Origin of the sequence: Citrobacter sp. CK194 (assembly GCF_030333395.1) — a bacterium.
Lineage (GTDB): Bacteria > Pseudomonadota > Gammaproteobacteria > Enterobacterales > Enterobacteriaceae > Citrobacter_B > Citrobacter_B koseri.
In genome coordinates this window covers 476569-497118 of sequence record NZ_JAOWGA010000017.1, presented here as the reverse complement: position 1 = coordinate 497118, position 20550 = coordinate 476569, and the positions used below count along the sequence as shown (strand labels likewise).

16 protein-coding genes are annotated in these 20550 nt (G+C 54.7%); 8 read left to right on the top strand and 8 right to left on the bottom strand.

The window, feature by feature from the left end; genetic code table 11:
* Position 1 precedes the first annotated feature (1 nt).
* The 6 genes from gspL (at position 2) to OGX80_RS10660 (ending at position 7897) form a co-directional block, all read left to right on the top strand.
* Positions 2-1147 carry a type II secretion system protein GspL gene (gene gspL, locus OGX80_RS10685; protein ID WP_115181781.1) on the top strand — a complete coding sequence of 382 codons (1146 nt, stop codon included), beginning with the start codon at positions 2-4 and terminating at the stop codon, positions 1145-1147.
* On the top strand, positions 1144-1629 hold the full coding sequence (locus tag OGX80_RS10680; RefSeq protein ID WP_012133069.1) for a type II secretion system protein M: 486 nt from the start codon (positions 1144-1146) through the stop codon (positions 1627-1629). Before gspL ends, OGX80_RS10680 begins: the two co-directional genes overlap by 4 nt.
* Positions 1626-2423, top strand: coding sequence for a prepilin peptidase (locus OGX80_RS10675; RefSeq protein WP_115181780.1), 798 nt, complete (start codon positions 1626-1628; stop codon positions 2421-2423). The genes OGX80_RS10680 and OGX80_RS10675 overlap by 4 nt, the downstream gene beginning before the upstream one ends.
* A 264-nt stretch (positions 2424-2687) precedes the next feature.
* Positions 2688-5354 (top strand): glycosyl hydrolase family 18 protein, encoded by a 2667-nt coding sequence (locus OGX80_RS10670; RefSeq protein WP_115181779.1) that lies wholly within the window; start codon positions 2688-2690, stop codon positions 5352-5354.
* Positions 5355-5487: 133 nt separating this feature from the next.
* Positions 5488-5931, top strand: coding sequence for a type III secretion system invasion protein IagB (gene iagB, locus OGX80_RS10665; RefSeq protein WP_047457844.1), 444 nt, complete (start codon positions 5488-5490; stop codon positions 5929-5931).
* A gap of 145 nt (positions 5932-6076) precedes the next feature.
* A complete protein-coding gene (locus OGX80_RS10660) occupies positions 6077-7897 on the top strand; it encodes a glycoside hydrolase family 19 protein (protein ID WP_115182343.1) in 1821 nt (606 codons plus the stop codon).
* 150 nt (positions 7898-8047) lie between these two features.
* Here the strand turns inward: OGX80_RS10660 and OGX80_RS10655 are convergent, their stop codons facing one another.
* From OGX80_RS10655 to poxB, 4 genes are all read right to left on the bottom strand, one after another.
* Complete coding sequence (locus OGX80_RS10655; protein ID WP_115181778.1) at positions 8048-9061, bottom strand: 3-beta-hydroxysteroid dehydrogenase; 1014 nt, start codon at positions 9059-9061, stop codon at positions 8048-8050.
* A 98-nt stretch (positions 9062-9159) separates the two neighbouring features.
* Complete coding sequence (locus tag OGX80_RS10650; RefSeq protein ID WP_286471188.1) at positions 9160-10590, bottom strand: SDR family oxidoreductase; 1431 nt, start codon at positions 10588-10590, stop codon at positions 9160-9162.
* 10 nt (positions 10591-10600) lie between these two features.
* Complete coding sequence (gene ltaE / locus OGX80_RS10645; protein ID WP_115181777.1) at positions 10601-11602, bottom strand: low-specificity L-threonine aldolase; 1002 nt, start codon at positions 11600-11602, stop codon at positions 10601-10603.
* Between the two features lie 38 nt (positions 11603-11640).
* Positions 11641-13359: a ubiquinone-dependent pyruvate dehydrogenase gene (gene poxB, locus OGX80_RS10640; RefSeq protein ID WP_115181776.1), complete on the bottom strand. Its 1719-nt coding sequence runs from the start codon at positions 13357-13359 to the stop codon at positions 11641-11643.
* 153 nt (positions 13360-13512) lie between these two features.
* Between poxB and OGX80_RS10635 the strand changes: the two genes are divergently transcribed.
* The gene (locus tag OGX80_RS10635; RefSeq protein ID WP_024130489.1) at positions 13513-13947 is read left to right on the top strand and encodes a DoxX family protein; all 435 of its coding nucleotides are present in this window, start codon (positions 13513-13515) and stop codon (positions 13945-13947) included.
* An 89-nt stretch (positions 13948-14036) separates the two neighbouring features.
* Here the strand turns inward: OGX80_RS10635 and hcr are convergent, their stop codons facing one another.
* The 4 genes from hcr to aqpZ all read right to left on the bottom strand — a co-directional run bounded on the left by hcr (position 14037) and on the right by aqpZ (position 18586).
* Positions 14037-15005 (bottom strand): NADH oxidoreductase, encoded by a 969-nt coding sequence (gene hcr, locus OGX80_RS10630; RefSeq protein WP_024130488.1) that lies wholly within the window; start codon positions 15003-15005, stop codon positions 14037-14039.
* 11 nt (positions 15006-15016) lie between these two features.
* Entirely contained in the window at positions 15017-16669 is a 1653-nt protein-coding gene (gene hcp, locus OGX80_RS10625) for a hydroxylamine reductase (RefSeq protein ID WP_024130487.1), read from the bottom strand.
* Positions 16670-16814: 145 nt separating this feature from the next.
* Positions 16815-17714: a LysO family transporter gene (locus OGX80_RS10620; RefSeq protein WP_012133055.1), complete on the bottom strand. Its 900-nt coding sequence runs from the start codon at positions 17712-17714 to the stop codon at positions 16815-16817.
* Between the two features lie 176 nt (positions 17715-17890).
* The gene (gene aqpZ / locus OGX80_RS10615; RefSeq protein ID WP_024130486.1) at positions 17891-18586 is read right to left on the bottom strand and encodes an aquaporin Z; all 696 of its coding nucleotides are present in this window, start codon (positions 18584-18586) and stop codon (positions 17891-17893) included.
* 289 nt (positions 18587-18875) lie between these two features.
* On the opposite strand from aqpZ, the gene OGX80_RS10610 reads away from it, so the two are divergent.
* A complete protein-coding gene (locus OGX80_RS10610) occupies positions 18876-20534 on the top strand; it encodes an ATP-dependent endonuclease (RefSeq protein WP_115181774.1) in 1659 nt (552 codons plus the stop codon).
* Positions 20535-20550: the final 16 nt, after the last annotated feature.

Below are 20550 nucleotides of genomic sequence, written 5' to 3'. Positions count from 1 at the left end.
TATGAAACAGGTACTTTTTATTCGTCCCGATGCAAACGTGGACGGGAAAATTGAGTGGTGCGTCTCCGGTAGCCAGCAGGTGGCAACGCTGGAAAGTCGGGATGCGCTGAGAACGCTTGCCGTAAATCCCCTGGCGACACGCGTTTGTTTGCTGTTACCCGCCAGTGAGATGGTGTTCCGTCATTTTACCCTGCCCAAAAAAGGGTTATCGACGGCCTCCACACCGTTTTCATGGCTGGCGGAAGAGACGCTGATCGGCGATGTGGACTCGCTACACTGGACGGTATTGCGGAAAAAAGGGCGGGAAGTGGATGCCGTGGCTATTGACGCCACCTGCTTTGAGCGCTGGCTTGCGCTGTGCGAAGAGGCCGGACTGAAGGTGATTCAGGTATTGCCGGACGCCATTCTGCTGCCGGTAAACGAAGGCGGCAGTACGCTGGTTTCCTGTGACGAAAGCTGGTGGCTGCGCTTTCCGCCGTTCGGCGCCTGCGAAGCGGATGCTACGCTGCTGCCGCTGTTGCTGGCGCAAGGCGGCGATGGCGAAGTGCGCTGCTACGGCGAAGCGCCTGCGGGTATCGATGTCACTGAACAACTGCCGTGGCAGCATCCGCTGGTATTGATTCAGCCGCAATGGAAAGCGTGTCGCGCCAATATGCTGCATGGCGCATTTGCCGCCTGCGGCAAAGAGGTGGGGCGATTTCGTCATCTGAGGACAGCAATGGCGGTGTCTGCGCTGCTGTCGATGGGATTGCTGATTGGCCCGCGCGTGGCAATGGCATGGATGTTGGTTCAGCAGGAAAATCAGGTACAGGCCGAGATTGCCCAGGTCGCTCAACACTATTTCCCGAGTCTGCGGCAGAAAACCAATATCAAATACCATTTTGGTCAGAATATTAAAAAACAGAGTAAAGGTATTTTTCTGCAACTTGAAGCGCTGGAACAGGTTAAACAGTCTGTGCCTGCTATTGAGATAAATGAAGTGGAATATGACAACGCGCAGAATGTGTTGACGCTGAATGCGGCCTCGCCGAACGCGCAGGCGCTACAGGATTTCGTTACGCAGGCCACTCCCCATTTTGACTTTGCGTTACAACCGGTTTCGAACCAGTCACCCTATACGGCGATCGTGACGGGGAAATATAAATGAAAGAGCGAATTGCACAATTAAAAGCACGCTATCAAAACTACAGCGATCGCGAGCGTGGTCTTATTACGCTATGTGCGGCGGCGATGTGCTGCGCGGTAATTTATTACGGCGGCATTATTCCGCTGGATCATATGATTCAAAACAGTCAATCCACGTTAATGCGGCAAAAAGAGACGCTGCGCTGGATGCGGGACGAAATCGATAAAAATCATTTACAGGCGAAAGTCTTAAAAACGAACAACCCGCGAACAGTTATTGAAGAGAGCGCGAAAGAGATCCATCTCGCGTTGTCTGATATTCGTCAGGATGAACGCTCACTCTCTTTTGTTGTTGAACAGGTCAATATTTATGAACTGAAAAACTGGCTACGTGAAGTGAATGTTACGTCCGGCGTTCAGTTGCAAAAAATGGATTTGCGGCCGGTCGATCGTCAAAGCGACGTGAAAGCCAATATTACTCTGAGCTGGAATAAAAACGCATGAATACGATCATGTTGTTTCGGGAAAGCTGGCCGATTGGGTTTTGCATAATGAGCGCCTGTCTGGGCGGAATCCTCGGCAGTTTTCTTGGCGTAGTCAGCGAGCGCGTTCCCGCAATGGTGATGGAAAAGGAAGGGGCGGGGAATTTACTTTTTCCTGCCTCGCACTGCGCGGACTGCGGGCATCAACTGGCCTGGTGGGAAAATATTCCGTTACTGAGCTGGTGCGGCCTGCGCGGTCGTTGCCGCTATTGCCAGTCTGTGATTCCCCTGCGCTTGCTGTTGGTGGAGTTAGCCAGCGCGCTTTTTTTTGCGGCAACGGCGGCGGTGCTCCCTTCCTCTGTCACGCTGATCGCGCTGTGGGTTTTATGGTGCGGTCTGCTGCCGCTCACGATGATTGATGCGAAATATATGCTGTTGCCGGATAGTCTCACGCAGCCGCTGCTGTGGGCTGGGCTGCTGCTGCATTGCGTTTTCCACACGATGCCGTTGGCGAGCGCGTTATATGGCGCCGTTGCGGGGTATCTCATTTTGTGGCTGGTGTACTGGAGTTTTCGCCTGCTGACGGGGCGGGAAGGGCTTGGACAGGGCGATTTTAAGCTACTGGCGGCGCTGGGGGCGTGGTGCGGCTGGCAGGCGTTACCGTTATTAATTCTGGTTGCGGCATTAAGCGGTATTGTGCTGTATGGCCTTTTTTACTCTGGCGTAAATAAAGCGGGGCAAATTCCTTTTGGTCCCTGTCTGGCCTTTTCGGGAATGGTGATGTTTATCTTCCAGACATTGCAATTCACATTCTGACGCGGTTGGTCAAGCGTTTTTTTAAATTCTTTCGCCAAGGGAATAAAGGGAACTTATTTATTTTCCAGATTATCATTGTCGCATAAGTCAATAGAATTAATGCTTATGCCATTTTAGGGAGGAGCGTAAAGCGAAATAGATTATTTCATTTTTATAATGGGTTGGTTTCCGTTGTCTTAAATAAATTACTGTTTGCAATTCGTCCATGCTCTAAGGAATGCATGGCTGTTAAATATTCACGAATAAAATTATCAGGAATTAATAATGAAATTTATGAAGCCTAAATATCTGGCACTTTTTGTGGCAGCAGCGACAAGTCCGGTTTTTGCCGCTGCGCCGGGTACGCCGTCTATTACCAGCGGCAATGATAAATTCGCTATTGTGGAAGTGGATCAGGCTGCGCAGGATTATAACAACCTGGTGAAAGTTCATAACGATGGCGTGGACGTCAAGGTGGAATGGAACGTCTGGAGCGGCGATGCGCCGACCTCCGCGAAAGTGCTGTTGGATGGTAAGACCGTATGGTCTGGCGCAGGTAGCGCTGCCGGTTCTGCGACCTTCAAAGTCAAAAAAGGCGGTCGTTATCAGGAGCAGGTTGAGTTATGTAATACCAGCGGGTGTACGAAAAGCGCCAGCAAGCTGATTATTGTGGCGGATACCGACGGTAGCCATCTGCTGCCGCTGAATACCACCATGAAGGAAAACAATAAAACGTTTGCTCAGCATACCGATAAAGTGGTGGGCGCGTACTTCCCGGAATGGGGCGTGTATGGCCGTAATTTCCCGGTGGATAAAATCCCGGCGGCTAACCTGAACCATATCCTGTACGGCTTTATTCCCATTTGCGGCGGCGACGGCATCAATGACAGCCTGAAATCCATCGAGGGCGGCAACAGTTTTGAAGCGCTGAAACGCGCCTGTAATGGCCGACAGGACTATACCGTGGCGATCCACGATCCGTGGGCGGCGCTGCAAAAACCGCAGGCTGGCGTCTCTAACTGGGATGACCCGTATAAAGGCAACTTCGGTCAATTGATGGCGCTGAAAAAAGCGCACCCGGATCTGAAAATCCTGCCATCGGTTGGGGGATGGACGCTTTCCGATCCGTTTTTCCAGATGCATGACAGCGCGATTCGCGCGCGGTTTGTTGCTTCCGTTAAGGATTTCCTGAAGACCTGGAAATTCTTCGACGGCGTAGATATTGACTGGGAATTCCCGGGCGGCGGCGGTCAGAATGAAACGCTGGGCAACCCGCAGCAGGATAAAGCGACCTACACGGCACTGATGCACGATCTGCGCACCATGCTTAACGAACTGTCTGCCGAAACCGGTCGGACTTACGAGTTGACCTCCGCTATCGGTTCCGGTCAGGACAAAATTGAAGACGTGGATTACGCCCAGGCGCAGCAGTATATGGACCACATCTTCCTGATGAGCTACGACTTCTACGGCGGCTGGAGCAACACCGATCTGGGGCACCAGGCGGCGCTGCACGGCGCAGAGTGGAAACCGGACACCAAATACACCACGGAAAATGGCGTCAATGCGTTGCTGGCGCAGGGCGTGCAGCCAGGCAAGATCGTGGTGGGCGCGGGGATGTATGGCCGCGGCTGGACTGGCGTGCATGGCTATACCGGCGACAATCCGTTTACCGGTACGGCTACCGGCCCGGTGAAAGGCACCTGGGAGCCGGGCGTGGTTGATTATCGTCAGATTGTTAACGAATACAAAGGCAAACCAGGCTGGGAATACCGTTACGACGCTGCGGCGGAAGCGCCGTATATTTTCAATAAATCCACCGGCGACCTGATTACCTATGAAGACGCCCGTTCTGCGGCGGCGAAAGGTAAATACGTCCTGGCTAACAACCTCGGCGGCCTGTTCTCCTGGTCTATCGACTCTGATAACGGCGACATTCTGAACGCGATGAACGAAAGCTTGCTGGGTGGGGGGTCTACGCCGGTTGAGCCGGTTGTGACCAACCATGCGCCAGTCGCGACCGCAGTTGACCAGGTCGTAACCGGCCCGGCGACGGTCACGCTGGACGGTTCTGCCTCTACCGACCCGGATGGCGATGCGATCACCTATAAGTGGACGCAGATCTCCGGTCCGTCCGTAACGCTGAACAAGAGCACCAGCGCGAAAGCGAGCTTTAACGTCGCCGCCGTCTCCAGCAATCAGAATCTGGCGTTCCGTCTGACCGTTACCGATGCGAAAGGTCTGAGTAACGCCATTGACGTTCAGGTTGTGAACAAAGCGCCAAAAGCGAACCAGGCCCCGGTTGTGAATCCGCTGGAAACGGTGTCGCTTGAAGCAGGCGCAACCTACACGCTGAATGCGCAGGCTGCCGATCCTGATGGCGACGCGTTGACCTACGCCTGGAGCGTGCCGGGCGACATGAACGCGACGGGGACGGACACCTCCAGCGTGACCATCACCGCGCCGGAAGTAAGCTCCGCCTCGACTTACACCGTCAGCGTCGTGGTCAGCGATGGTAAAACCAGCGTGCAGTCCAACGTGCAGATTAACGTTACGCCAAAAGCGGCGCCGGTGCCGTCCGACGAAGGGACGACGCCGTCTGATGAAGGCGCGGCAACCGGCGGTTGCGACAGCCCGGTTGATGCCAATGCCAGCCACTACGCGGCATGGGACGCCAGCAAAATCTACAACAATGGCGATACCGTCAGTTTTGATCACCTGGTGTGGAAAGCGAAGTACTGGACGCAGGGCAATCAGCCAGGCTTCGGCGTGGACGCGTGGGAACTGGTCAGCCAGGTGAAATTCAACTGGCGTTCCGATGTGGTTTACAACGGCGGTGAGACTACCACCTATCAGGGGTCTGTATACCGCGCCAAATGGTGGACGCAGGGTGATAAACCCGGCAACAGCGACGTGTGGGTGAAAGAAAGCGCCGCCGCAGACTGTCAATAATCCTCTTACCTTAATAATGCGGATACGTTATCTATCCGCGAAGGGTAGCCGCCCCTGTCTGGGGGCGGCCATCTCTAAAAAATAATGTGCATAACGAACAAGGAGCAGATCACCCCGACAACCGGATAAAAATATGAAACGTTTAATTTTGTTGTTATTGATGTTAAGCCAAAGCGCGTTTGCCAACTGCTGGGACAGAGCCGCAAATTATTATCATGTTGACCCTTATTTATTATTTGCCATTGCGCAAGTCGAGTCTGGCATGAATCCCTATGCGGTAGGACGAAATCACGACGGAACGAGGGATGTCGGGTTGATGCAAATAAATAGCTCGCATTTTTCAGCGCTGAAACGCCGTGGCATTGATGAGTATCGACTGATGCTGGAACCCTGTACATCTATTATGGTCGGCGCGTCGATCTTATCCGATATGATCAAAGTATATGGTTATAACTGGGAGGCGGTAGGCGCATATAACGCCGGGGTTAAAAAAGAGAATTACCCGCAGCGCATGATTTACGCGCATAAAGTCTGGGAAACATACCAGCGTATAAAAATGACCACGCAATATAAATAAATCCAGCCGCTTTTATTTTTTGAAGAATTCCTGCTGGTGTTCTTCGAAAAGTAAAACCCCAGGTTCTGACGTTTGTTTATTCGTGTTGTTAATGGACAACGCAGAATTTGAATTAATCACTATTATACATAAAGGAAAAATTGAAATGAGCAAAAGGACATTATTGAGTGTACTCATTGCGGGTGCCTGTACGGTGCCGTTTATGGCGCAAGCAAATACATTGCAGGCCAGCAGCAGTGAGCCTTACACCATAAAAGCCAGCGATCTGGCGAAAAAGGAGCAGGAGCTGACAAATTTCCCGTTGATGGCTTCGGTGAAAGAGACGATCCAGACGCTGGATAATGCCCAGGTAGAACTCATTGAACCCGGTCGCGCCGCCAACCCGGAAAACGTCAAACGCGTTGAGGGAATCATCAAAGCCAGCGACTGGGAATATCTTTTCCCGCTGCGTGCTAAAGAATATACCTACAGCAATTTCCTGAAAGCAGTCGGCAAATTCCCGGCGCTGTGTAAGACCTATAACGATGGTCGCGACAGTGATGCGATTTGCCGCAAAGAGCTGGCAACGATGTTCGCCCACTTTGCGCAGGAAACCGGCGGCCATGAGAGCTGGCGTCCAGAGGCCGAATGGCGTCAGGCGCTGGTGTATGTGCGTGAAATGGGCTGGAGCGAAGGGCAGAAAGGCGGCTATAACGGCGAATGTAACCCGAGCGTCTGGCAGGGGCAAACCTGGCCGTGCGGCAAAGACAAAGATGGTGAATTCCTGAGTTACTTTGGCCGCGGTGCGAAACAGTTGTCCTATAATTACAACTACGGGCCGTTCTCTGAAGCGATGTACGGCGACGTTCGCACGCTACTGGATAAACCGGAACTGGTTGCCGATACCTGGCTGAACCTGGCGAGCGCTATTTTCTTCTTCGCCTACCCGCAGCCGCCGAAACCTAGCATGTTGCAGGTCATCGATGGCACCTGGCAGCCGAACGCGCATGATAAGGCTAACGGTCTGGTGCCCGGCTTTGGCGTCACCACCCAGATTATCAACGGCGGCGTTGAATGCGGCGGCCCGACGGAAATCGCGCAGTCGCAGAACCGTATCAAATACTACAAAGAGTTCGCTAACTACCTGAAAGTACCGGTTCCGGCAGATGAAGTGCTGGGCTGCGCCAACATGAAGCAGTTCGATGAAGGCGGCGCGGGCGCATTGAAGATCTACTGGGAACAAGATTGGGGATGGAGCTCGGATACGCCGGACGGCAAAACCTATGCTTGCCAACTGGTGGGTTATCAGACGCCATTCAGCGCGTTTAAAGAGGGGGATTACACGAAATGTGTACAGCATTTCTACAATGTGAACATCATTAATGATGACGGTTCTTCGACTAAACCGGATGAAGAGCCCGTAACGCCAACACCGGCTGATGATACGCCTGCACCTGCGCCAGTGCCGGATGAAACGCCAGCAGAGCCGACCACCGTTAACCATGCGCCGGTAGCCCATATCGCAGGGCCGATTGGCGCGGTAGATGCGGGGGCGCAGGTCTCTTTGAGCGCGGAGGGGTCGACCGACGAAGACGGCAACAAACTGACCTACACCTGGCGTGCTCAGGATGGTCAGACCGTGTCTGGCGAAGACAAAGCGGTTGTAACCTTCGCCGCGCCGGAAGCGGCGACCGCTCAGCAGTACGAGGTGAGCCTGACCGTCAGTGATGGTGAGCTGAGCAGCAGCACCTCTTATCTGCTCAACGTGAAAGCGAAAGCGGCAACGCCATCTCAGGACGACGGCGCTTCGGGTTCGTATCCGGCATGGAGCGCGAACAGCAAGTACAATGCGGGCGATATCGTGAATAACCACGGTAAGCTGTTCCAGTGCAAACCATTCCCGTATAGCGGCTGGTGTAATACGGCGCCGGCCTATTATGAACCCGGCGCGGGTCTGGCATGGTCTGACGCGTGGAGCGCGCTGTAATGACAATATAAAACGACAACGCCTGAAATGCCCGATGGCGAAGGCTTATCGGGCCTGTGGCGGGTGAGTCGTATCTATTGTGCCATCCGGTACAATAACAATCTGACGGCAACCTGATGGTTGCCGTTTTTTGTGTTCACTGTGCGCCGGTCAGCGCGGTAGCTTGCCGTGATCGCGCAGCCAGGCGGCGGTACGCTCAATGCCTTCATCCAGCGTGACGATGGGCTGATAGCCCAGTTCCTCCTGGGCGCGCGTGGTGTCCAGCGTAAAATCGAAATTCAGCTTGGAAACGCCGTAGTGCGTCAGCGTCGGCTCTTTCGCCGATTTATTGCCGAAACGCTCCATGCTGCGGGCGATCATATCCAGCATCGGATACGGAACCGAACGGATTCGGCAATCAATGTTTAATTCATCAATCAGCTTCTGCACAATGCTGCGCAGCGTCCGGTGTTCACCGTTTGTGATGTTATAGATCCGACCAGAAGGCAGCTTGTCACTGTTTTCCTGGCTTGCCAGCCACATCGCATGGACGGCGTTTTCATAATAAGTCATATCCACCAGCGCGCTGCCGCCGTGCGGCAACAGAACGCTGCCGTAGTGGTGCATCATATGCGCCAGACGCGGAATAAAGACTTTATCGTGTGGGCCAAACAGACTTTGCGGGCGCAGGACGGTAAAACGCGTCTGCGGGTTGGCCTGCGCCAGCAGGTTAATCACCTCTTCACCGGCCGCTTTGCTGCGTGCAAATTCGTTGGCGAAGCGGTGCGGACGAAAATCCTCTTTGATATCGCGATGGTGGTGATAATCAAAATAGAGTGACGGAGAGGAGATATGAATAAAGTTACGTACGCCCCAGGCGACGGCCCATTCGCCGAGGCGTCGGGTGGCGCGGACGTTCGCCAGATCGAAGGCTTCCTGGGTTCCCCACGGCGAGGTGAAACTGGAGCAGTGCCACAGCGTATCAATGCCTGCGAGCATCACTTTTGCCTGCGAAGAGACCAGCTCGGTCAAATCCGCATGGACAAATTCCGCTCCCATTTTTTGCAGCAGCTTGCCCATCGCTTCATTGCGACCGGTAGCTCTGACGCTGATGCCTTTATTGCGCAAAAACTCAACCGCGTTTCGACCTAAGCCGCTGGTGGCGCCGGTAACCAGTACCTTCATATCAATCCACTGTGGTTAATAGAACTTCGTGCGCATTCTTCCGTGAATTACGTTGGTATGCAATGGGAAACATGAAAGAATACAGTATGTTTTTATGATTAATCTGTGATTTGTTCTGCAAGCCGGGCAATTCGCTTTGCCATACCCCGGAAAATAAAGAGATGCGCCGGGATCATCAGCAGCCAGTAGAAAAGGCCGGGCATCCCGTGCGGGTGCCACCAGGCGCGCACGTCAATTTGCCGGTGATCGCCTTTATCTTCAAGGGTAAAGCTCAGACGGCCAAGGCCCGGCGCTTTCATGCCAAACAGTAAGGTCAGCTGCTTTTCCGGCTCGACAATGATGACTTTCCAGCTGTCCACCGTGTCGCCGGTCTGAAGAAGCGCGTGTTCAGGTCGGCCTTTTGCCAGTCGATGCCCCACCAGCAGATCCATTGCCGCACGCGTCTTCCAGAGAATATTGCCAAAGAAATAGCCTTCTTTGCCGCCGAGACGGTTGATCACCTGCCACAGGGCTTTCCGGCTGGCGGAGGTTTTAACCGTGAATCCGGCCTGTTTGGCAAAATAGCCATACTCTGATCGCCAGCGGGCAAACGCCTGGGCGTCGTATCCCCAGTCGCTGGAGTTGACCAGTTTTTCTTCCTCCTTCAGCGTGCGACGCACGGCATCGTCAAAGGTGATAAGCGTCTGGGGAACCAACGTCCGCAGTTCGGTATCATCGGCCAGCAGGTCATGTTTCAGCCCCTGGATCAGCGCTTTTGCCGTGGTCGGCGGAACGGACGTAATGACATTTAAAAACCAGACTGAAATCCAGCGGGTCGGAAAAGGGATGGGGATCAGCAGGCGATGTTTGCCGCTGACGGCCATAAAGTGCTTGAACTGCTCCTGATAGCTTAAGACCTGCGGCCCGGCGGCTTCGAGAACCCGGTGCTCGCAGGCAGGGTGATCCAGCAACGCCACCAGATAGTGCAGCAAATTTTCCAGCGCGATGGGCGTGGTTCGGGAGCGCACCCAGCGAGGCGGCGTCAGCACTGGCAGGTTGTAGACCATATCGCGCATCACTTCGAAGGCGGCTGAACCTGCGCCGACGATAATGCCGGCGCGCAGTTCAGTCACCGGCACGCCGGATTCGCGCAGCGTCTCCGCAGTTAACTGCCGGGCGCGCAAATGGTCAGACTGCTCATGTTTCGGCGCCTGCAACGAGCTGAGGAATATGAGCTGTTTGACCGGTACTTCACGCAGCGCATCGCGCACGTTCATCGCAACCTGGCGCTCATGGGCAATAAAATCGCCGCCTTCGCCCATGCCATGCACCAGATAATAGACGGTGTCGACTTCGCGGAGCAGCGCGGGCAGATTATCCGGCCAGTTGAGATCGACTTTATGACAACTGACGTTAGCCAGTTGCTGTTTTTCCAGCCGTTCGATGCGACGTGCCGCCGCCAGAATCTGATGCCCTTGCGCGCTGAGCGCCCGCACCAGATGTTGACCAATGTAACCACTGGCGCCAAGAACCAAAATACGTTGCGGCACGTCCGTCTCCTTAGCGGGTTAAAAAGGCGCGCCAGTGGGCGGCGACTTCAGCAAGCTGTTCACGCGATACGTCCAGATGCGTCACCAGACGCACGATCGGCGACGCGTTGATCAGCACGTCATGTGCCTTCATGTATTCGCCCAGCGCCGCCGCGTTCTCTTCACCAACGCGGACAAACAGCATATTGGTGTCGTGACGCATAACATCCGCGCCAGCTTCACGCAGTTGCTCCGCCATCCAGGCCGCGTTGTCGTGATCGTCCTGTAAACGTGCGACGTTATTCTTCAACGCGTACAGCCCGGCAGCCGCCAGAATGCCCGCCTGACGCATACCGCCGCCGGTCATTTTGCGCCAGCGGATGGCGCGCTTAATGTAGTCCTGGTTGCCGACTAACAGTGAGCCTACCGGCGTCCCCAGACCTTTTGACAGGCAAATGGTGAATGAATCGCAGTATTGAGTAATGTCTTTCAGTTCGCAGCCGTAGGCGACGACCGCGTTAAAAATACGCGCGCCGTCAACGTGCAACGCCAGACCGCGCTCGCGGGTAAATTCCCACACCTGTTTTAAATATTCGCGCGGCAGCACTTTACCGTTGTGGGTGTTTTCCAGACTGAGTAAGCGAGTGCGGGCAAAATGGATATCATCCGCCTTGATCTTCGCGGCGACCTTATCCAGCGGCAACGTACCGTCTGCGGCGGCATCAATGGGCTGCGGTTGAATGCTGCCCAGCACCGCCGCGCCGCCTGCCTCGTACAGATAGTTATGCGCGCCCTGACCGGCGATATACTCTTCGCCGCGTTCACAGTGGCTGAGCAGAGCGACCAGGTTAGCCTGAGTGCCGGTGGGTAAAAAAATCGCCGCGTCTTTGCCAGAAAGCTCAGCGGCGTATTGCTGGAGGGCGTTGACGGTTGGGTCATCTCCGTACACGTCGTCCCCGACCGGGGCGGCCATCATCTCTTCGAGCATGGCACGACTCGGCCGGGTAACGGTATCACTACGTAAATCGATCATTGCACATCCCTATAGTTTAAAAGGCGATGTGCATTGTTTTACCTTAGCCAGTTGGTTTTCGCCAGTTCGATCACTTCATCACCGCGCCCGCTGATGATCGCGCGCAGCATATACAGGCTAAACCCTTTGGCCTGCTCCAGTTTGATTTGCGGCGGAATGGCCAGTTCTTCTTTCGCCACGACCACATCGACCAGTACCGGACCGTCGATAGACAGCGCGCGTTGCAGCGCCTCGTTGACGTCGGCGGCTTTTTCAACGCGGAGCCCTGTAATGCCGCAGGCTTCAGCAATGCGGGCGAAGTTCGTGTCGTGCAGTTCGGTGCCGTCGGTGAGGTAGCCGCCCGCTTTCATCTCCATTGCCACAAAGCCCAGCACGCTGTTGTTGAAAACAACAATTTTTACCGGCAGCTTCATCTGTACGACAGAGAGGAAATCGCCCATTAGCATACTGAATCCCCCGTCGCCGCACATGGCGATCACCTGACGGCCCGGTTCGGTGGCCTGGGCGCCTAACGCCTGCGGCATGGCATTGGCCATTGAACCGTGGTTAAACGATCCCAGCAGACGGCGCTTACCGTTCATTTTCAGATAACGCGCCGCCCATACGGTCGGCGTGCCGACGTCGCAGGTAAAGATGGCGTCATCTGCGGCGAAACGGCTGATCTGCTGCGCCAGATATTGCGGGTGAATCGCTTTCTCGCTCGGTTTGGCTAAATCATCCAGCCCTTTGCGCGCGTCGCGATAGTGCTCCAGCGCTTTATCAAGGAATTTACGATCGGTTTTTTCTTCCAGCATTGGTAATAACGCGGCGAGCGTGGAGCGAATATCGCCGACCAGCGCCATATCGACTTTACTGTGCGCGCCAATGCTTGCCGGGTTGATATCGATTTGAATGATTTTGGCGTCGGTCGGGTAAAAGGCGCGATAGGGAAACTGGGTGCCGAGCAGGATCAGGGTGTCAGCATTCATCATCGTATGGAAACCGGATGAGAAGCCGATCAATCCCGTCATGCCCACATCGTAAGGGTTGTCGTACTCCACATGCTCTTTGCCGCGCAGCGCATGAACAATTGGCGCTTTAATTTTGGCGGCGAATTCCACCAGTTCTTTATGCGCGCCCGCGCAGCCACTGCCGCACATCAGGGCGATATTGCTGGAGTAACGTAATAGCTGTGCCAGTTTTTTCAGCTCTTCTTCGGCCGGGGTCACGATCGGCAGCGGGGCATGATACCAGTGGGTGCTGGCGCTTTCCGGCGCCGGTTTCAGCGCAACGTCGCCCGGCAGCACTACGACGGAGACGCCACGGTTAAGCACCGCTTTACGCATGGCGATCGCCAGTACCTGCGGGATCTGCTCCGGGGTGGAAACCAGCTCGCAATAGTGGCTGCATTCGCGAAACAGCTCTTGTGGGTGGGTCTCCTGAAAGTAGCCGCTGCCGATTTCGCTGGAAGGAATGTGGGCGGCGATAGCCAGAACCGGGACGTGATTACGGTGGCAATCGAACAGACCGTTAATCAAATGCAGGTTGCCAGGCCCGCATGAACCCGCGCACACCGCCAGTTCACCGGTGAGTTGCGCTTCCGCGCCAGCGGCAAAGGCGGCGACCTCTTCATGGCGCGTCGACATCCAGTCAATTGTCCCCATCCGGTTCAGGCTGTCGCTCAGGCCGTTCAGGGAGTCGCCTGTCACGCCCCAGATACGTTTCACGCCAGCCTGTTCAAGTGTTTTTGCAATGTAAGCGGCAACGGTTTGTTTCATGGTTTTCCATCTCCTGTAATGTGATACCGGTTACAAGTTTAGATGAAGATAATCGTTACGCTTTGTCATCACCCCTTATTTTCAGCAGCTATATTTCAACCGACAGAACGCGTAATTTAATGGCAAACCAGCCGGAACCAGGAGTCAATTCAGATGGTTACAACGTTATTAAATGCAGTGAACCGTATGCTGACGCATGAAGATTTTGGCAAGTTTCTGTTACGCCTCGCGGTAGGGGGGCTGATGCTGTTTCACGGCCTGCATAAACTGTTCGACGGTATTGATGGCATTAGCAATATGCTGATTGCAAAAGGATTGCCCGGGTTTATCGCCTATGGCGTGCTGGTGGGCGAGGTGATTGCGCCTTGCCTGATTGTGCTGGGTATTCTTACGCGTCCTGCCGCGCTGGTGCTGGCATTGACGATGGTGGTGGCGTGGTTAATGGTCGGCACCGGGAAAACCTGGCAACTGGATGCCGTCGGCGCATGGGCGATAGAAAGTTTAGTTTATTTCTTTATTGGCGCGCTGGCGGTGGCGTTTCTGGGGGCGGGGCGGTTCTCTGTTGCGGGAAATTCGGCCTGGCGGTGAAGAATTGCCGGATGGCGGCGTAAATGCCTTACCCGGCCTGCCGAAAAATGGCAGGCCGGGTAAGCGAAGCGTCATCCGGCAATGAGAGCTTATGCCAGAACTAAATCGCCCTGCGGATGGCAGGAGCAGGCCAGCACATAACCGTCGGCGATTTCCGCATCGGTCAGCGTCATGGTGCTGCTGACCGTATATTCACCGGAAACCACTTTGGTTTTGCAGCAGCCGCACACGCCAGCACGACATGCCACGGTTACCGGAACTTTATTGCTTTCCAGCGCGTCCAGCAGCGTGGTGCCGACAGGCGCGTAAAACTCCTGCGCCGGTTGCAGTTTGGTGAACTTCAGACCCTCCGTTGCCGCTTCGGCAACTGGTGTAAAGAACTTCTCTTTAAAGAAGCGCGTTACGCCGAGCGCTTTCACTTCCTGCTCAACCATGTCCATATACGGCGCCGGGCCGCAGGTCATGACGGTGCGCGATGCCAGGTCCGGCACGTTTTTCAGTAATTCAGTGGTCAGGCGACCCGCCACGAAACCGTGGGTCGCATTGTTCTCCGCCACCAGCGTGACCGGGTACTGACGCCATTCCTCAGCGAAAATCACATCCTGCGGCGAACGCACGTTGAAGATCACCTGCACATCTGCCTGCGGGCGGTATTTTGCCAGCCAGCGACGCATCGACATAATTGGCGTGACGCCGCAACCGGCCGCCAGCATCAGGAACTTGTCTTCGGCTTTGTCTTCACAGATAAAGTCGCCCATCGCATCGGACAGCCAGATATAGTCGCCGCGTTTCACCTCGCGGGTTAACCACTGTGAACCTGCGCCTTCATCAATGCGACGGATCGTCAGCGTAATGTACTCGCTCACGCCCGGCGTGGACGAAATGGTGTAGGCCCGCAGCGTATCCGCAGAGTTGCGAACGCTGACCAGTGCATACTGACCGGCACGGTACGGATAGTGATCGTGACACAGTAATGAGAGAGTCCACACATCCGGGGTTTCCTGATGGATGTGATGTACCTGCATCCGCCACGGACACTGAGTGGTTGGCATCGTCATTCTAAAACTCCTTACGCGCTCAACAGTTGCTGCATATCTTCTTCAACGGTGGTGACCTGACGCAGGCCAAATTTCTCGTTGAGGACAGCCAGCAGATCCGGGGTGAAGAAACCTGGCGCAGTCGGCCCGGTCACGATGTTTTTCACGCCCAGAGACAACAGCGTCAGCAGGATGACGATCGCTTTCTGTTCGAACCAGGAGAGCACCAGAGACAGCGGCAGGTCGTTCACGCCACAGCCCAGTTTTTCTGCCAGCGTGACGGCCAGAATGATGGCGGAGTAAGCGTCGTTACACTGACCGGCGTCAACCAGACGCGGCAGACCTTCGATGTCGCCGAATTCCAGTTTGTTGAAGCGGTATTTACCACAGGCCAGCGTCAGAATCAGGCAGTCATCCGGTACGCTGGTCGCGAAATCGGTGAAGTAGTTACGTTCGCCACGCGCGCCGTCACAGCCGCCCACCAGGAAGATGTGACGCAGTTTTTCGCGGCTGACCAGGTCGATCAGGCTGTCTGCTGCGCCCAGCAGCGTCTGGCGACCGAAACCAACGGTGATCAGATGCGGGATTTCGCTGTACGGGAAGCCTGCCATCTGCTGCGCCTGGGCGATAACCGGAGAGAAATCTTCGCCTTCCAGGTGATTTACGCCCGGCCAACCGACGATGCTGCGCGTCCAGATACGGTCATCATACGCGCCAACGGTCGGGTCGATGATGCAGTTAGAGGTCATCACGATAGGGCCAGGGAAGCGGGCGAATTCAACCTGCTGGTTCTGCCAGCCGCTGCCGTAGTTACCGACCAGGTGTTTGAATTTACGCAGTTCCGGGTAACCGTGCGCGGGCAGCATTTCACCGTGGGTATAGACGTTCACGCCAGTCCCTTCGGTCTGCTCCAGCAGGTTGTACAGATCTTTCAGGTCGTGACCGGAGATCAGGATGCACTTACCTTCAACCGCTTTCACGTTAACCTGAGTCGGGGTCGGGTGGCCGTATTTGGTGGTTTCACCGGCATCCAGGATGCTCATCACTTTGAAGTTCATCTGGCCGATTTCCATAGAACATTCCAGCAGAGCGTTCATATCGGAAGGCCAGGTGCCCAGCCACGCCATGATTTTGTGGTACTGCGCGTAGATGTCATTGTCATACTGACCCAGAACGTGGGCGTGCTCCATGTACGCTGCCGCACCTTTCAGGCCATACAGGCAAAGCAGACGCAGGCCGAGGATGTTCTCGCCAATAGCGGCTTTGTCTTTGTTCGGGGTGAACTCGGCGGCCTGACGTTGCAAATCGCCCAGATCGTCGCTGACCAGTTGCAGGTCGGCCATCGGGTTGTTTACCGTGGCGCTTGCATCGATGTTCTGGCACTGCGCTTTCAGCGATTCGCGCAGGGCGATCGCTTCACGGGCATAGCCGACGATACGCGGAGAATCGAAGTTAACGTTGGTCAGAGTGGAGAAAAATGCACGCGGGGCAAAGTTGTCAACGTCATGATCGATGATGCCATATTCACGGGCTTTAGCAGCCCATGCAGACAGACCTTGCAGGGACGCAATCAGCAGATCCTGGAGATCGGACGTTTCCGCTGTTTTACCGCACATACCCTGCGCGTAGGAGCAGCCGTTCCCCGCCGGAGTACGGATGGTTTGTTCACATTGCACACAAAACATGGTCACACCTTTTTTAAAGTTATATTTAATATACATGTTTAAGGTTATGCCTGCGCGCAAAGGGATAAAAGTGATTTCTTACATAATTTACAGGGAGATTGATTTAGCGCAATTTTGGCGGCAGGGTTCTACCGCCAGGGAGGTATCAGGCTGAGAAAAAGGCCATCAGGATCGGCACCAGCAGGCTGAGGATAAAACCGTGAACGATGGCGGCAGGCACCATCTCCAGACCGCCTGTACGCTGAAGTACCGGCAACGTGAAGTCCATCGACGTGGCGCCGCATAACCCTAACGCGGTGGAGCGACTGCGACGAACCAGACCGGGGATCAGCATAATCGCTATCAGCTCGCGCGCCAGATCGTTAAAGAAAGCGGCGCTGCCAATTACCGGGCCGAACGATTCGGTCAATAAAATGCCGGACAGGGAATACCAGCCGAAACCTGATGCCATTGCCAGCGCGGTTTTGATCGGCAGGCCGAGAATGAGCGCATTGATGACTCCGCCGAGCATAGAGCTGGCGACCACCACCACGGCGACAATCATCCCCCGGCGATTCAGCACAATCTGTTTTAAGGTCATGCCATTGTTTCGTAACTGGATGCCGATCAGGAATAATAAGAAGATCAGCGTATATTCGCTGGCCTCCGTGGCGTGTTTGAGAAATGCCAGCCCGCTGAGGCCAAGCAGAAAACCCAGCACCACGACGCCGCATAATTTAAGTGACTCAAGCGCCATCGCGATACGTGAAGGTAATTTCTCCTGCTGGTGGTTGTGTCGCCACGGTAGCGAACGTTCCAGCCAGAATAATGCCGCGATGTTGCACAGCAAAATAACGGTAATACTGACAGCGGAATAATGAAAAATAGCGAGCAAATTACTGGCGAGATTATCCAGGAACGCCAGGCTGATCCCCATAAAAAAGAGAATGACGTAGACAATCCAGCTTAACAGCCGGTTGATCAGTTTTAATGCGGCCTGATGCTGAAGCGGAATGAGGTAGCCCACAATCAGTGGAACCAAAATGATTAAAAGTCCTGAAAACATGAACAACCGGGTCCTTTATATGCGAGACAGCGCAATGACACTACCCAATAAAGGCGGTCAGGTAAAGGAGCAAAAAAAAAGCCGGGTGGCGCTAATGCTTACCCGGCCTGCTTATTGTACTGTACCGCAGGTCGGGTAAGGCGTAGTCGCCACCCGACACCACGGACTTCACTCAATTAATCGCGTTTTTCAAGCAGCGTGCGGTACAGCACGCCACCCAGAATACCGCCGATAATCGGCATCACCCAGAACAGCCACAGTTGTTGTAATGCCCAACCGCCCTGGAAGATCGCAACCGCGGTGCTGCGCGCCGGGTTCACAGAGGTGTTGGTGACCGGAATACTGATCAGGTGAATCAGGGTTAACGCCAGACCAATGGCGATCGGGGCAAAACCCGCCGGGGCGTGTTTGTCCGTCGCGCCATGAATGACCAGCAGGAAACCGGCGGTCAGCACGATTTCAATGACGATGGCGGAAAGCATGGAATAACCGCCAGGGGAATGTTCGCCGTAACCGTTAGAGGCAAAACCGCTGGCAGCGGCATCAAAGCCTGCTTTACCGCTGGCAATCAGATACAGCACCGCCGCGGCAATAATACCGCCGACAACCTGAGCGATAATATAGCCAATGACCTCTTTTGCCGGAAAACGACCGCCAGCCCATAAACCTAATGTCACTGCCGGGTTAAAATGTCCGCCGGAAATATGACCTACGGCGAATGCCATTGTCAGTACGGTCAGACCAAAAGCCAGCGCGACACCCGCAAAACCAATTCCCAGTTCAGGGAATGCCGCAGCCAGAACGGCGCTTCCGCAGCCACCGAAAACGAGCCAGAATGTACCGAAACATTCGGCTGCTAATTTTCTAAACATAACCACCTCAAATAATAAAATTAACCACATTGAATATGCGGCTGTTTTTTTATCGTCATAAAAGGGTGACGACATAATGCAGGAAACTATATTTTAAGAACGAACGTCACCCAATCACCAGTTAAAAAAATTCAGTTAGTTTGATTTAGGGCAATGTGGTGTGAATCCTTGTTCTGATTTGTCTTAATAAGAGTGTAGTGCACGGACTTAATGCTGCAATTATCACGCCACACAACGGATTTTGTCGTTATACTGCGGAAAGGATAAGTTGTTCATTTCTGGAGGATACATGATTCTCGAACGCGTTGAGATTGTGGGTTTTCGCGGGATCAATCGATTATCGTTGATGCTGGAGCAAAACAACGTGCTGATTGGGGAGAACGCGTGGGGGAAATCCAGCCTGCTGGATGCCTTAACTCTGCTGCTGTCGCCAGAATCGGAACTGTATCATTTCATCCGCGAGGATTTCTGGTTTCCCCCCGGAGATATTCAGGGACGTGAACATCATCTGCATATTATCCTCACTTTCCGTGAATCTCAGCCAGGCCGCCATAGGGTGCGTCGATACCGCCCGCTGGAGGCATGCTGGTCTCCCTGTCAGGATGGCTTTCACCGTATTTTCTACCGCCTGGAGGGGGAGAGCGCGGCAGATGGCAGCGTGATGACGCTGCGCAGCTTCCTTGATGGCGACGGCCACCCGCTGCCGGTCGATGATATTAATCGCCAGGCACACCATCTCATTCGTTTGATGCCGGTACTGCGCCTGCGCGATGCGCGCTTTATGCGACGCATCCGTAACGGTACGGTGCCCGATGTTCCCGATGTTGAAGTTACCGCCTGCCAGCTGGACTTTCTGGCGCGAGAGCTGGCGACCCGTCCGCAGAATTTAACGGACGGGCAGATCCGCCAGGGGCTTTCGGCGATGGTACAGCTGCTGGAGCATTACTTTTCCGAGCAAGGCGCGGGGCAATCCCGTCATCGGTTGATGCGTCGCCGTTCGAACAACGAACAGCGTAGCTGGCGCTATCTGGACATTATTAACCGGATGATCGACAAACCCGGCGGCCGCACGCATCGCGTGATCCTGCTGGGGCTGTTCTCCACGCTGTTACAGGCAAAAGGGACGCTGCGGCTGGATAAAGATGCCCGACCATTATTATTGGTTGAAGACCCGGAAACGCGTCTGCATCCGATTATGCTGTCGGTGGCATGGCAGTTGTTGAATCTTTTACCGCTGCAACGTGTGGCAACGACCAATTCCGGCGAGCTGCTGTCGCTGACGCCTGTGGAGCACGTTGTCCGTCTGGTGCGTGAATCTTCACGGGTCGCGGCCTGGCGACTGGGGCCTGGCGGGCTGAGCGCGGAAGATGGTCGCCGCATCGCCTTTCATATTCGTTTTAACCGGGCCTCGTCGCTGTTTTCCCGCTGCTGGCTGCTGGTGGAAGGCGAAACGGAAACCTGGGTTATCAACGAACTGGCGCGCCAGTGTGGGCACCACTTCGATGCCGAAGGGATTAAAGTGATCGAATTCGCCCAGTCTGGCCTGAGACCGCTGGTAAAATTCGCCCGCCGGATGGGGATTGAGTGGCATGTGCTGGTGGATGGCGACGAAGCCGGGAAAAAATATGCCGCAACGGTGCGCGGTTTGCTGAATAACGACCGGGAAGAAGAGCGTGAGCACCTGACGGCATTGCCTGCTCTGGATATGGAACATTTTATGTATCGGTCAGGATTTGCTGATGTCTTTCATCGGGTGGCGCAAATACCGGAAAACGTCCCGATGAATATGCGGAAAATTATTTCGAAGGCGATCCACCGCTCGTCAAAGCCTGATTTAGCCATTGAAGTGGCGATGGAGGCAGGGCGACGCGGCGTTGACGCGGTGCCGACGCTGTTCAAAAAAATGTTCTCCCGCGTACTCTGGCTGGCGCGCGGGAGAGCGGATTAACGGCGAAACAGCTGCG

Coding starts and splice junctions, on each gene's coding strand:
- gspL (WP_115181781.1), top strand. CDS start 2: ATGAAACAGGTACTTTTTATTCGTCCCGATGCAAACGTGGACGGGAAA.
- OGX80_RS10680 (WP_012133069.1), top strand. CDS start 1,144: ATGAAAGAGCGAATTGCACAATTAAAAGCACGCTATCAAAACTACAGC.
- OGX80_RS10675 (WP_115181780.1), top strand. CDS start 1,626: ATGAATACGATCATGTTGTTTCGGGAAAGCTGGCCGATTGGGTTTTGC.
- OGX80_RS10670 (WP_115181779.1), top strand. CDS start 2,688: ATGAAATTTATGAAGCCTAAATATCTGGCACTTTTTGTGGCAGCAGCG.
- iagB (WP_047457844.1), top strand. CDS start 5,488: ATGAAACGTTTAATTTTGTTGTTATTGATGTTAAGCCAAAGCGCGTTT.
- OGX80_RS10660 (WP_115182343.1), top strand. CDS start 6,077: ATGAGCAAAAGGACATTATTGAGTGTACTCATTGCGGGTGCCTGTACG.
- OGX80_RS10655 (WP_115181778.1), bottom strand. CDS start 9,061: ATGAAGGTACTGGTTACCGGCGCCACCAGCGGCTTAGGTCGAAACGCG.
- ltaE (WP_115181777.1), bottom strand. CDS start 11,602: ATGATCGATTTACGTAGTGATACCGTTACCCGGCCGAGTCGTGCCATG.
- poxB (WP_115181776.1), bottom strand. CDS start 13,359: ATGAAACAAACCGTTGCCGCTTACATTGCAAAAACACTTGAACAGGCT.
- OGX80_RS10635 (WP_024130489.1), top strand. CDS start 13,513: ATGGTTACAACGTTATTAAATGCAGTGAACCGTATGCTGACGCATGAA.
- hcr (WP_024130488.1), bottom strand. CDS start 15,005: ATGACGATGCCAACCACTCAGTGTCCGTGGCGGATGCAGGTACATCAC.
- hcp (WP_024130487.1), bottom strand. CDS start 16,669: ATGTTTTGTGTGCAATGTGAACAAACCATCCGTACTCCGGCGGGGAAC.
- OGX80_RS10620 (WP_012133055.1), bottom strand. CDS start 17,714: ATGTTTTCAGGACTTTTAATCATTTTGGTTCCACTGATTGTGGGCTAC.
- aqpZ (WP_024130486.1), bottom strand. CDS start 18,586: ATGTTTAGAAAATTAGCAGCCGAATGTTTCGGTACATTCTGGCTCGTT.
- OGX80_RS10610 (WP_115181774.1), top strand. CDS start 18,876: ATGATTCTCGAACGCGTTGAGATTGTGGGTTTTCGCGGGATCAATCGA.